Genomic DNA, 13,332 nt, shown 5'->3' with positions numbered 1-13,332 from the left:
CATTCCAAACAGGGGCATGTATGTCCCTATCAAAACTGACAACCATAAAAAAAGATGGTCTGAACCTAAGATCATCATTTTTAGTTTTTTAGCCATTTTAATGCCAGCAGCAATCCTGCTCACGTTACCTGCATTTTCAGTTTCAGGGCTTAGTTTTGTCGATGCTCTATTTACTGCAACTTCTGCGATCAGTGTAACGGGCTTAGGTGTAGTAGATACAGGCTCGCATTTTTCCATTAGTGGTAAAGTGTTATTAATGCTACTCATGCAAATTGGCGGTTTAGGACAAATGACATTGTCTGCCGTTTTACTTTACATGTTTGGTTTGCGGTTAAGCTTACGTCAACAAGCATTAACGAAAGAACAATTAGGACAAGATAAATTCACAAATATTCGCCGCCTTGTAAAACACATCATTATCTTTGTGCTTATTTGTGAATTGATCGGTATATTTTTTCTGTCGCTACGCTGGGTACCTGAGATGGGTTGGGAGCAAGGTCTATTCTTTGCAGTATTTCATTCGATTTCAGCCTTTAACAATGCGGGTTTTTCTTTATTTTCAGATGGCTTAACACGCTATGTTGATGATCCTCTTGTTATTATTACGATTTCATCATTATTCATATTAGGCGGTTTAGGTTTTACTGTTATTTCTGATATCAAAAGAAATGCACACCGTGGGTTCCATTTTTTATCTTTGCATTCAAAAATAATGATAATAGCAACACCCATACTATTATTTGTTGGTACCGTAATGATTTGGCTTTTAGAACACCATAATAGCCACACTCTTGGGTCACTTAATGAATCAGGGCAATGGTTAGCAGCCTTTTTCCAATCAGCTACAGCACGTACAGCCGGTTTCAACAGTGTTGATATTGGTAAGTTTACTGAACCAACTATGTTGGTCATGATGCTATTAATGCTTATTGGTGCTGGTTCAACATCTACAGGTGGCGGTATTAAGGTATCAACCTTTGTCGTAGCTATTTTGGCAACATGGTCGTTCTTAAAGCAACGTGATCGTGTAGTGCTATTTAAGCGCACAATTTCAAACCAAACGGTGACAAAATCATTAGCCATCATTGTGGTTAGTGGCATTGTACTTACCATTGCAATGTTTGCCTTAATGATCACGGAAAAAGCCCCATTCTATGAGGTAATGTTTGAAACCATTTCAGCATTTGCGACCGTAGGCGTTACTGCTGGTTTAACAGCAACCTTATCTGAACCCGGTAAATACATCATGATAGTCGTCATGATCATCGGTCGTTTAGGCCCACTAACCTTGGCATACATGTTAGCTCGTCCTAAACCAACCTTGCTGAAATATCCTGAAGATAACGTCGCAGCAGGTTAAAATAAGAAAAACATAAAAAGGCTTGTCACTATGTATCGTGACAAGCCTTTTTTATTGCTTAATCGATTCATTCACTACAATAAATCAATGTTGAATCGTAACACTATCCAATTGTTCTTTAAGATCTTGATCGTATTCATCTAACCAGGCGTAACGTTCACGATACATTTTACGCTTTGGTCGTTTGATATCTTCCATTGCGCGACGCTCTGTATGTAATGGTAATGAATAAAAAGCATCATTGTATTCTTCACCATTATGTTCTTGCCATAATTGATCATAGTTAAGGTTGATCGTTGATGCTTTTTTACCATAGCGCTTAGCAGTGTATACATGTGCACTATTTTTAACCGCATATATATGCTCAATATTCATATCATTAGCAAATAAACGTAAGGTTTCAACCATAAAAGACTTTGGTCGTAAGCCATAAAAAGCTTTCGTAAATAAACGACTAAATCCATTATCGTTAGAACCACCTTGCATACAACCAACATAAATATCATTATCAATAACGGTAAATGCAATAGCGTAATAACGGTGATCATTGCTATCTGTCAGTATTAACGCTAATTCCCCTTCGCGGCGATAAGTGTGGTCAAAACTTAGTTTAACTTGATAGGACTTTTCTTCAATATCAAAGCTATAAAGCTCTAATTCATCAGTATAAATAGTATGTCGAGCTGAATCTGAAAAATGGCTTTCCATCCAGTTATAATGTTTTTTTAAAACCTCAACAATTTGATTTTTAGAAAAACACGTAGCCAAATAGGGTTTTGTAAAGCGCATTAAAAATTCAGGTTGCTGATCAATGACTTCTTTTCGTTGATCATTTAAAAAGAAATGAGCGAGTTCATTATATTGGCGTGAATATACCATCGCTCTAATCGCGTATTTAGCGATAGATAATGTTTTACCGTGATTTTTATGACTGTAAGCGAGCTTTGCAGACTTTAATATACTCATAAGATATCTCTAATCTTGTTTTTCGCAATTATATACGAAACAAGTATAAAGAATAAGTAATAGAATTATATTTAATAAATTTAATTATCTTCACTAAACAGAAGATGAAAGGTAATATTCATTCATTGAAATAATGAACAGAGAAATCTCATGGAAAAATTAATGCCATACCTTGCTAAATTCGCCTTTACTGTCTCTATGATTATGTTTGTAGTCGGCGGAGGCATGGCACTATATGCGATGTTTTATGGTTAATTAACGTTATAAACGCATACCACCATCAATTTCAAGAATACGCCCAGTGAAGTAGTCATTCTCAATAATATACTTCACTGTATGGGCAATCTCTTCAGGGTTACCAACACGCTCAAAAGGTGCTGATGCCTTCATTTTTTCAAGCACTTCGGGCTTCAATTGGTCAGTTAAAGGAGTATCAATCAAACCGGGAGCAATTGCAGCAACACGAATACCGTATTTTGCTAACTCTTTCGACCAGCCCACAGCCATCGTTGCAACTGCCGCTTTTGACGCCGCGTAGTTAGTTTGGCCTAATGTTCCTGCTCTAGCGACACTTGAAATGTTAATAATAACGCCTTGAGATTCTGTCTTGATCATCTTTTCAGCGGCTTCTCGTCCACACAAAAATGAACCAGTAACATTAACATCCATCACCGTTTGAAATTGGTCTAGCGGCATTTTCGTTAATACGTCATTACTTTCACTAACCAGGAAGCCATCATCAAGAATACCAGCATTGTTAATTAAGACATTAATATGACCGAAATCTTCAATAATATGTGCAAATGCTTGAACAACTTCATCTTCGCTTGTTACGTCAGCCTCATAGATCATTGCTTTACTGTTTAACATATGACACTGATCTTGCGTTTGACGTAACCCAGCTGAGTTGATATCAATTAAAGCCAATTCAGCGCCCATTTGAGCTAGAGTTACAGCCATCATTTGGCCTAGACCTTGACTAGCACCGGTAATGACAACAACGCTATTCTCAATATTCATTAATTGCTCCTGAATTAAAACAAAAGTTTAACTCTGTTACTTTAACGTATATTTATCCATCACAATATTTCTATTCATAAAATCTAAGTTATTATAAATAATTAGCTAATATTGACCTGATTAATTGGATTCTCATGCTCAGACCAGATAGGTGTAAATATTTGCTCAATTACCTTGTTATCAACATCATTTACAGATGAATAAATCCAGTTAGGCATATAATCTTTATCAATTAAATGCGCTCGGACACCTTCTTTGAACTCACCTAACAAACCACAATTTACTGAAAGACCCAGTTCCATTTTTATACAGTCAAGTAAAGATACATCTTTGTAGCTTTGTATTTGTTTAAAACAAATGTGTGCGGTAATAGGGCTACCTGCATTCATGGCCTTTTTTGCTGTCTCTATCCAGCGGCCCAAACCATCAATGGCATTAATTTGGTCGTAAATAGTGGGTAATGATTGAGCAAAACAAGCCGCCTGAATTTGTGCAAAGTATGGCATCAATTGATTTGCAGGTAACACAGAGTGCGCTTTTTCAGCACCGTTATTTAATATGACCGAGATTGCTTCTGATACCAATGACTGACTTTGCGTATCAGCCAATATTGTTGACCATGGGTAATGCTTTAATTGTTTAACAACATTATCATAAGCACTATTTGCAACAATATGATCAACCATTGCTAAATCTCGAGCATCACAAACGTTGACATGTGCACCTGTTAAGCCCAAAAACATACCGATCCCATCAGGAAGCTGGTTTAAAAACCATGTCGCACCAACATCAGGATATAAGCCAATAGTTATTTCCGGCATCGCTAATACTGTATTCGGTAAAGCAACGCGATGGCTTGCGCCAATATATAATCCTAATCCTCCCCCCATGATATACCCATGTCCCCAAGCAATAACGGGTTTGTTATAGTTATGGATGAGTAAGTTACAGCTATATTCAACGGAGAAATATTCAGTTAAAAACGGCTTAGCTACGTGACTTTCAATTTGATCTAACGCTATCTTTGGTGGCTTTTGTTGATGCTTTAAAGCAGGATCATTTTCCATTGCATAATACATACTGCGCACATCCCCACCTGCACAAAAAGCGCGATCACCCACCGATTTAATCATTACAGCAACAATGCTTTCATCTTCACGCCAAAGCTGTAAATACTGGTAAATCGTTTTATGCATATTTAACGTAAGTGCATTAAGCGATGATGGATTATCCAGCTCTAGTACACCAATACTATGTCCATCAGTACAACGGATATAGGAAACATTCACCATTCCTGTCATCACTTACTCCTTTAACTTATTTCCAATCTTCAATGTCATACTATTTAACATCAACTTCAATCGCAATTGCCAATGCTTCTCCTCCACCAACACATACAGCAGCAACACCTTTTAGCGTTTTCGTGCCACTCAACATTTGCGCTTGTTGTCGTAATGCATGGGTTAATGTCACCACGACTCTTGTTCCTGTCGCGCCTATTGGGTGACCTAATGCACAAGCTCCACCGTTAACATTCACTTTTTCAGCATCAATACCTAGCTGCTCTATCGCGGCAATTGTCACCACAGCAAAAGCTTCGTTAATTTCCCACAAGTCCACATCATCAATAGACCAATTAAGATCATCTAATAATTGGTTAATGGCATGAATAGGTGCAATAGTAAATTCATCGGGGGATCGACTATGACTGGCATAACCTTTAATTGATGCCAGTGGATATAAGCCTTGTCGTCGAACTTGTTCAGCTTCCATTAACACTAAAGCTGCGGCACCGTCACCAATAGCACTTGATGAAGCGGCAGTGATCGTACCTTGTTCACCATGTTGCGAAAATAGAGGAGGAAGGTTTGGTATTTTCTTAATATTCACTTCATTCGGGTGCTGATCTTTTTCAACCGTCACTAATGCTTTTTGACTCTGAGCGGTAATAGGGACGATTTCAGCGTGAAATGCCTGACGACTATCCGCTTTGCGGGCTTTATTAATTGACCTTACAGCCCATTCATCCATGATTTCTCGTGAAATATTATATTTTGTTGCCGTTTGTTGACCATAAACGCCCATTAAGTGCCCATCAAATGCATCTTGCAATCCATCTAGATATAAATGATCAAGTACCGCTTTATGGCCTATTCGCATACCGTTTCGACTGTCTGTGAGTAAATAAGGTGCATTGGTCATACTTTCCATGCCTCCAGCGACAGCCGTTCGAATCGCTCCAGCTTTAATCATATCGCAAGCCAATAAGATTGATTTTAACCCTGAGCCACAAACTTTGTTTATCGTAGTACAGGAAACCGATACAGGAATTTTTGCCATCAAAGCTGCTTGTCTTGCAGGGGCTTGCCCAACACCTGCCGTTAATACACAGCCCATAAAGACTTCATCAATCAATTGTGCAATGTGCTCATACTCTATCTCATTATTATGTTCTAAAGTCGTATCTGTTGGCTGAACACGTTTAACATCTCGTAATGCTGCTTCAATAACAATACTACCAAGCTGAGTGGCGGAAAAATGCCGTAAATCGCCTTGAAAACTCCCAATTGGCGTTCTTTTAGCAGCAACGATCAGAATATCCTTACTCATACCAATCACCTCTTTACGTCAATTTAGAAAACATTGCCTGCAGGAATATTAGGGGATTTCTTGACGCTTTTGTAAGCATAGCACTAACATTTACGTAAACGTTAAGAAACATTTGCTGGGATTTTAATACTCAAAATCACTGCTCTGCTTAACCGATAGGTGAAAAGTTTTTACCTATCTAACGTTGCAGGAGACTCAATGTGATGACTTTCAAAATCAGCGAGCTTGCAAACGAATTTAAAATAACACCACGCAGTATTCGCTTTTATGAAGATATAGGTTTGCTTTCACCTAAACGAGATGGCGTTAATCGTGTCTATGGACGACGAGATAAAATTCGACTCGGTTTAATACTTCGCGGTAAGCGTTTAGGCTTTTCTTTACAAGAAATCGGGGAACTCTTCAGTTTATACGATGACAACAAAAGCCATGCTCAGCTTCTTTCCATGATCAACATCATCGACCAAAAACAACGACAACTGACCCATCAACGCGCCGATATTGATATCACTCTTATTGAACTTGAACGCGCAAAAAAACGCTGTATGCACACCCTAATAAAAACAGAATCATACAAAGACAAGTAATCTGAACAGGTTCCGCAAAGGAGGCTTTACTATGCATAGCCAATACTCACCACTCAACTTTGATTTAGGTGATACTGCCAATATGCTGCGCGAACAGGTTAACTTATATGCTGCTGAACATATTGCTCCTATCGCTAACGAAATAGATCAAGACAATCAATTTCCCCATTACCTCTGGCAATCATTAGGCGAAATGGGCTTACTTGGCGTCACCATTGCTGAACAATACGGTGGGGCTGCTATGGGCTATTTAGAACATGTTATCGTGATGGAAGAGATCAGTCGTGCTTCTGCTTCAATCGGATTGAGCTACGGTGCTCATTCTAACTTGTGTGCAAACCAAATATTCAGAAATGGTAATAATGCTCAGAAGCAACAATACCTACCAGCATTAATCACAGGAGAACACATTGGTGCACTGGCAATGAGCGAAGTGAATGCTGGGTCTGATGTTATGAGCATGCAGTTAAAAGCAGAAGATCACGGTGATCATTTTTTACTCAACGGTAATAAAATGTGGATCACTAATGGACCAGAAGCCAATACGCTTGTGGTCTATGCCCGCACCTCAGCCAACGCAATCACTGCTTTTATTATTGAATCACAATTTGATGGTTTCTCTACTGCGCAAAAGCTCAACAAATTAGGTATGCGTGGTTCAAATACGTGCGAGTTAGTTTTTATTAACTGCAAAGTACCGAAACAAAACGTACTGGGTGACGTCGACCACGGCGCAAAAGTCTTAATGAGTGGATTAGACTTCGAGCGCGTAGTACTTGCTGCCGGCCCACTCGGTATCGCGCAATCATGTTTGGATGTCGTGATCCCTTACATCCATGAACGAAAACAATTTGGCAAAGCGATTGGTGAATTTGAGCTGATCCAAGCCAAAATTGCAGACATGTATACCCAACTCAATGCTGCTCGCAGCTATGTTTACACCGTTGCAAAAGCCTGTGACCGCGGTGAAGTCACCCGTAAAGATGCAGCTGGCGTAATTTTGCTTAGTGCTGAACTAGCCACAAAAATGGCGTTAGAAACCATTCAAATACTCGGTGGTAATGGCTATATCAATGATTACCCTGCCGGACGTTTATTACGAGATGCCAAACTTTATGAAATTGGTGCAGGAACTTCAGAGATAAGACGCATGCTAATTGGACGTGAATTATTCTCAGAATCAGCTCGCTAAGGAGTAAGCCATGGCTCAACTTACCTCAAAAGTAGATACAACCAGCCAATGGTTCAAAAACAATAATGATGAGATGCAATTGTTGGTTGACGACTTAAACACCCAGCTAGAGGTAATCCATCAAGGTGGTGGAGAATCGGCATTAGCACATCAAAAAAAACAAGGTAAACAACCAGTAAGACAAAGAATTCATCAGTTACTTGATAAACACAGTCCATGGTTAGAAATAGCCCCTTTTGCCGCACTAAATGTCTATAGCGAAGCCGTGCCTTGTGCTGGCATTATTGCTGGCATCGGATACATCCACCAGCATGCGTGTATGATCATTGCCAATGATCCTTCAGTTAAGGGTGGAACATATTTCCCACTAACGGTAAAGAAACACCTTAGAGCCCAAGAAATCGCTGAAAAGTGTCATCTTCCCTGTATTTATATTGTTGATTCTGGCGGCGCTAACCTACCCCACCAAGCCGAAGTCTTTGCCGATAAAGATCATTTTGGTCGCATCTTTTTCAATCAAGCTCAAATGTCAGCGAAAGGGATCCCTCAAATTGCCGTAGTTATGGGGTTGTGCACTGCAGGTGGCGCATACATTCCAGCCATGTCTGACGTGTCTATCATGGTAAAAGATCAAGCAACAATCTATTTAGCTGGTCCCCCTTTAGTAAAAGCAGCAACAGGTGAAGAAGTAACAGCACAAGAATTAGGTGGAGCCGATGTTCATTGTAAAAAATCAGGTCTTGCTGATTATTATGCTAATGATGAAGCACATGCATTGAGTCTTGCACGTGATGCTATTGCTAGCTGCAATATACCAAGTGCTAGTATTCATCATGATTCGACGGCATCTCCACCTAAATACAGCATGGATGACATCTACGGCATTGTGGGTACTAATATCCGTATTCCATTTGATATTAAAGAGCTCATAGCCCGTTTAGTCGACAACTCTAAATTTGATGAATTTAAAGCTATGTATGGCAATACCCTCGTTTGTGGCTTTGGAGCCATTGAAGGTCACACTGTTGGTATTGTTGCTAATAATGGCATTCTATTTTCAGAATCGGCACAAAAAGGTGCTCACTTTATTGAGCTATGTTGTAAGCGGAAAATCCCTCTGTTGTTTTTACAAAACATCACCGGATTTATGGTTGGTAAACGGGTTGAAGCAGAAGGTATTGCAAAACACGGCGCAAAAATGGTGATGGCTGTTGCCTGTGCCAATGTGCCCAAATTTACCGTTATCATCGGAGGCTCTTACGGCGCAGGAAATTATGGCATGTGTGGGAGAGCTTATGATCCAACCCTATTATGGATGTGGCCTAATGCGCGCATATCCGTCATGGGAGGTGAGCAAGCCGCTGAAGTCTTATCGCAAATCACTCAAGCTATCCGCCAACGAGGAAATAAACCTTGGACAGAGCAAGACGAACAACAAATCAAACAGCCGATTTTAGCGCTCTATGACAAACAAGGTCATCCCTACTACGCCAGTGCACGGCTATGGGATGACGGCATTATTGATCCTAAATCTACCCGTAATGTATTAGCTCAGGCGCTTTCAATTACTCAGCATGTCCCTATAAAAGAGACCCGATTTGGTATTTTCCGCATGTAACATTTTAGGTCATATTATGAAAACACAACCAAATATATTAGTGTCGATTTCATCTAATAACATCGCGACCATTACTTTAAACCGTGTCGATAAATCGAATGCTTTTAATGCTGAACTCATCGGTGATCTGCTCGCCGCCCTTAATCAACTTAAAACAAACCAAGAGATACGCGGCCTGATACTTGAAGCCAATGGTAAACATTTTTCATCGGGTGCTGATCTGCTTTGGATGAAAAACATGGCTTTAGAAACCGAGCAAAATAATCAACAAGATGCAGCTCAACTTGCTGAACTTCTCAATCAACTCAACCACTTTCCAGCTCCCACCATTGCCGTCGTTCAAGGGGCTGCTTTTGGGGGTGCATTAGGGTTAATTTGCTGCTGTGATATTGCCATCGCCAGTATCAACGCGAAATTCTGTTTAAGTGAAGTAAGGTTAGGGTTAGTGCCAGCGACAATTGCCCCGTATGTTTGTCGTGCAATTGGGATCCGCCAAGCAAAACGTTTTATGTTAACCGCAGAGTTAATCACGGTAGAAAAAGCACTCGAACTTGGTTTAATTCATCATATTTGTGATGATATACAACAAGAAAAACAGGTAATAATTCAGCAAATCTTAACCAATAGCCCAGCAGCTCTTGCAACAGTCAAAACCTTATGTCGTCAATGTGAAGTCGAAATCATTGATCAACGTTTAATTCGTTATACCAGTGAATTAATCGCCCGAGTTCGATGTTCACCACAAGCACAAGAAGGCATACAAGCTTTTTTCGATAAAGTCCCACCAAGTTGGAGTAAAGCCAATGACATTAACGAATAAGCTTCAATTATCGCTACCCGATGCTATTACCGTTTTTGAGGTTGGCCCCCGTGATGGATTACAAAACGAACCTCATCTTTCAGCATTAGGTGATAAAGCAACAGCTCTTAAAATAGCGCTGATTAATGAATTGAGTCAGACAGGGTTAACACATATCGAATCAGGTGCATTTGTTTCGCCAAAGATGATCCCAACGATGGCTGATTCAGATAGTGTATTCTCGCACATTCAACGTCATCCCAATATATTTTACTCAGCTCTGACTCCTAATTTACAAGGGCTAGAAGCGGCCATTAACGTTAATGCCAATGAAGTCGCTATCTTTACTTCTTGCTCTGAAACCTTCACTCAAAAAAATATACACGCCAGTATTGATGAAAGCTTTCAACGATTTGAGTCTGTTATTGCGATAGCCCATCAACACTTAATACCTGTACGTGCTTATTTATCCTGTGTGATAGATTGTCCGTACGAAGGAAAAACACCACCGCAACAAGTCGCAGAAATTGCAAAGACTCTCATCGAAATGGGCTGCTATCAAGTGTCACTGGGAGACACAATAGGAACAGGAACGCCGTTACGAGTTGCTGCAATGTTAGAATGTGTAAGTCAACATATTCAATCAAAAGCCATCGCCGTCCATTTCCATGATAGTTATGGACAAGCCTTAGCGAATATTTATCAAGCAATGCAAATGGGAATTACGACAATAGACAGTAGTATTGCGGGATTAGGTGGTTGCCCATATGCACCAGGAGCAAGTGGTAATGTAGCAACAGAAGATGTTATTTACTTATGCCAAGGGCTTAACATCAATACCGGCATAGATTTAGAAAAAATCATATTGGTTAGTCAAACATTTTGCCAACAATTGGGGATACGCCCACAGTCTAAAGTTGCTTTAGCTATGGCGCATCGCCCATAAACTTTATTCTGCGTCTCTACGAACTCGTTCTTCAGATTCAAGCTCGTTCACAGCATCCCACAACTGTTGTTCACGAATACGTTGACGTTCTAAGTTGGCATTAATACCATCGACAATCTGTTTATCTAATGGGCCTAAATAGTGATCAGCACAATCATGAAAGATACTCCGAAATTCTTCCATCGTTGGTAGTCGGTTATTATGCTCTTCAAAGTTATCAAAAATATCATGAACTTTTACTGACATATCCCGTTTAATGCTTTCTATCTCTGAACTATCCATACATCCCTCGAGCGCACTTAGTTTCATATGATTCAATAACAGAAATATCTAAAACTGTCATTAAGTTCTAGAACATACCATTAATATTTACACTACATGTCACAAAAGCTTTGTGATAATAAGCCACAATATTCAAAAGCGATTGATAAATACTGTGTATCAATAATATCCTAGCTATGAGGACGTAAGCATAAAAATCATTTTCAGTATAGTGTGATTACACATCATTCAGATGATGATTTAGTGATGAAAATATAACAACTGAGATAATTAGCTTTGTTAGCATAAAATCATAACAATTTAAGTGTCTCTATTCTCAGTAAAAATAACATCTGTATTTTGATGTTTATTTAGAACTATAGTGACGAATTCGAAAAGGAAGTTTGAACAAATTGAAACCATTAGTCTCATTTAAAACTCGCTATAAACAGCTTTGTTTACCGTTTTTTTTATTCTCAATAATACCCAGTATTAGCCAAGCTGAACCCGTTAGCGATACGAGTACTGATCCCAACAATCAATCAAGCATGGCAGATTGGGTTGATGACTCACACCAATCACTTACCAACACCGTCCATGATATTGGCGAGTACCTTGACGAAAGTTTAGCGAAAGACGATGACGAAAGTGCACTTACCAACCGAAGCTATTTACGTATTCGTAATCGTTTAGCCTACTCTTACCGTGGCAAACTTGATAATGACTTCAAAGTTTATTTCAAACTTGACCTGCCCCATGTAAAAAGAGACTGGAAACTAATCATTGATTCCGAGCCCGGCGACTTCGATAGTCTTGAAAACAAGCAACGTGGTATTGCCACAGGCAACAAAACCACATCAGGCGATACTGTGGGTGCATTTCGTCTTCAAGATGCCCACTTTGGCAACTGGAATTCAGATTTTGATATTGGTATTAAATTAAAGCTTCCACTTGATCCTTTCACAAAAATGCGACTTACACGCGTTGATCCTATTAGTGAAAACTGGACAACCCGACTTGAACAACAAGTCTTTTATTATCACTCAAAAGGGTTAGGTTATCTGAGTGAGCTCAGTGGCTATTACGCGATAAACCCTGAGCATTCGAAAATATTCAAAACCACAACCAGCGCGCAGTACTTGAAAGAAGACGATAAATGGGAACTTCTCCAGCAATTTGAATTATTCCATCGTTATGATGATAAGAATTTATTCGAATATTCAACAGGGATCAGTGCTGATACTGGAGAAAATAAAGAAATCACAAACTATTGGATATCTGCAACATGGAATAAACGTATTTACAAACACTGGCTATATCTAGGTGTTCGTCCGCAGCTAGAATTCCCTCGTGAATACAACTATCACGCTAACCCTGGGGTCATGATTGAGCTTGAAATGTTCTTCTCTAAAAACAGAAAAATTGATCGTTTAGGCCGTTATATTCCTAAACCAACTCACCCATAGGCACAAAAGTAATTATGGTATGGCTATAACGATGATGCGAAATACCGCCTCATCGTTACCATCAAACCATGAACAACGACACAAAATCTGATCACTGCACTTCACTCTCATCAATAACTGGAATAATTTAACAACTAGGCAACAATTTCGCTTAGGAGTACATTATGTTTCATTTAAAGAAAGTGATCTTCTCTGTATTGTTCCATTTCTATCAGTTTTTCAGGCTTAGTTTTCCGCTATGGCTAATGATTTCATCACTTGGTGTCAGTCTTGGCTTAATATTACTTCTTTCTGGTGATAATCATTTTCAACAAGGGATTAGTACCATAACCAGTTTCAGTCTCATCACTATCTATCTGATAATACTAAAATACTTCTATTCAAAATTATTAAATTGGAGTGATACTCGCTCTTCTAAAGAGATAGTTGTATCGCTTAAGCAATAATGCATTTAGTTCATCGCTTAAAATACTCACAATTTCAACCACTATGGCATTGGTTACGGTT

Annotated in this window: 13 protein-coding genes; 8 read left to right on the top strand and 5 right to left on the bottom strand. The window is 39.3% G+C overall.

What is annotated here, in order from left to right; all coding sequences use genetic code 11:
- Positions 1-16: 16 nt before the first annotated feature.
- Positions 17-1,360, top strand: coding sequence for a TrkH family potassium uptake protein (locus tag C9J45_RS04915; RefSeq protein ID WP_233217642.1), 1,344 nt, complete (start codon positions 17-19; stop codon positions 1,358-1,360).
- 84 nt (positions 1,361-1,444) lie between these two features.
- On the opposite strand, the gene C9J45_RS04910 is transcribed toward C9J45_RS04915, so the two are convergent.
- The 4 genes from C9J45_RS04910 to C9J45_RS04890 all read right to left on the bottom strand — a co-directional run bounded on the left by C9J45_RS04910 (position 1,445) and on the right by C9J45_RS04890 (position 5,956).
- On the bottom strand, positions 1,445-2,326 hold the full coding sequence (locus C9J45_RS04910) for a VirK/YbjX family protein (protein ID WP_107206939.1): 882 nt from the start codon (positions 2,324-2,326) through the stop codon (positions 1,445-1,447).
- A gap of 261 nt (positions 2,327-2,587) precedes the next feature.
- Entirely contained in the window at positions 2,588-3,346 is a 759-nt protein-coding gene (locus C9J45_RS04900; RefSeq protein WP_107206937.1) for an SDR family oxidoreductase, read from the bottom strand.
- A gap of 101 nt (positions 3,347-3,447) precedes the next feature.
- A complete protein-coding gene (locus tag C9J45_RS04895; protein ID WP_107292239.1) occupies positions 3,448-4,647 on the bottom strand; it encodes an enoyl-CoA hydratase/isomerase family protein in 1,200 nt (399 codons plus the stop codon).
- Between the two features lie 40 nt (positions 4,648-4,687).
- Positions 4,688-5,956 carry a thiolase family protein gene (locus C9J45_RS04890; RefSeq protein ID WP_107206935.1) on the bottom strand — a complete coding sequence of 423 codons (1,269 nt, stop codon included), beginning with the start codon at positions 5,954-5,956 and terminating at the stop codon, positions 4,688-4,690.
- A 203-nt stretch (positions 5,957-6,159) separates the two neighbouring features.
- Here C9J45_RS04890 and C9J45_RS04885 point away from each other — a divergent pair, with 203 nt between their 5' ends.
- Genes C9J45_RS04885 through C9J45_RS04865 form a run of 5 tightly spaced genes read left to right on the top strand, consistent with a single transcriptional unit; the run spans position 6,160 to position 11,098 of the window.
- Positions 6,160-6,543: a MerR family DNA-binding transcriptional regulator gene (locus C9J45_RS04885; RefSeq protein ID WP_199188099.1), complete on the top strand. Its 384-nt coding sequence runs from the start codon at positions 6,160-6,162 to the stop codon at positions 6,541-6,543.
- A gap of 31 nt (positions 6,544-6,574) precedes the next feature.
- Positions 6,575-7,735: an isovaleryl-CoA dehydrogenase gene (locus C9J45_RS04880; RefSeq protein ID WP_107206933.1), complete on the top strand. Its 1,161-nt coding sequence runs from the start codon at positions 6,575-6,577 to the stop codon at positions 7,733-7,735.
- Between the two features lie 10 nt (positions 7,736-7,745).
- The gene (locus C9J45_RS04875) at positions 7,746-9,353 is read left to right on the top strand and encodes a carboxyl transferase domain-containing protein (protein WP_107292238.1); all 1,608 of its coding nucleotides are present in this window, start codon (positions 7,746-7,748) and stop codon (positions 9,351-9,353) included.
- Positions 9,354-9,369: 16 nt separating this feature from the next.
- On the top strand, positions 9,370-10,173 hold the full coding sequence (locus tag C9J45_RS04870; protein WP_233217633.1) for an enoyl-CoA hydratase-related protein: 804 nt from the start codon (positions 9,370-9,372) through the stop codon (positions 10,171-10,173).
- On the top strand, positions 10,157-11,098 hold the full coding sequence (locus C9J45_RS04865) for a hydroxymethylglutaryl-CoA lyase (RefSeq protein WP_107292236.1): 942 nt from the start codon (positions 10,157-10,159) through the stop codon (positions 11,096-11,098). Before C9J45_RS04870 ends, C9J45_RS04865 begins: the two co-directional genes overlap by 17 nt.
- Positions 11,099-11,101: 3 nt before the next feature.
- On the opposite strand, the gene C9J45_RS04860 is transcribed toward C9J45_RS04865, so the two are convergent.
- A complete protein-coding gene (locus C9J45_RS04860) occupies positions 11,102-11,380 on the bottom strand; it encodes a hypothetical protein (RefSeq protein WP_107206929.1) in 279 nt (92 codons plus the stop codon).
- A 392-nt stretch (positions 11,381-11,772) separates the two neighbouring features.
- Here C9J45_RS04860 and C9J45_RS04855 point away from each other — a divergent pair, with 392 nt between their 5' ends.
- Both C9J45_RS04855 and C9J45_RS04850 read left to right on the top strand, forming a co-directional pair.
- The gene (locus tag C9J45_RS04855; protein ID WP_107206928.1) at positions 11,773-12,825 is read left to right on the top strand and encodes a hypothetical protein; all 1,053 of its coding nucleotides are present in this window, start codon (positions 11,773-11,775) and stop codon (positions 12,823-12,825) included.
- 164 nt (positions 12,826-12,989) lie between these two features.
- The gene (locus C9J45_RS04850; protein ID WP_107206927.1) at positions 12,990-13,271 is read left to right on the top strand and encodes a hypothetical protein; all 282 of its coding nucleotides are present in this window, start codon (positions 12,990-12,992) and stop codon (positions 13,269-13,271) included.
- Positions 13,272-13,332 lie beyond the last annotated feature (61 nt).

The sequence above is a fragment of the Photobacterium sp. GB-1 genome, assembly GCF_003026165.1.
Taxonomy (GTDB): Bacteria; Pseudomonadota; Gammaproteobacteria; order Enterobacterales; family Vibrionaceae; genus Photobacterium.
The sequence above is the reverse complement of the archived record's forward strand: the minus strand, read 5'-3'. Positions and strand labels throughout refer to the sequence as shown.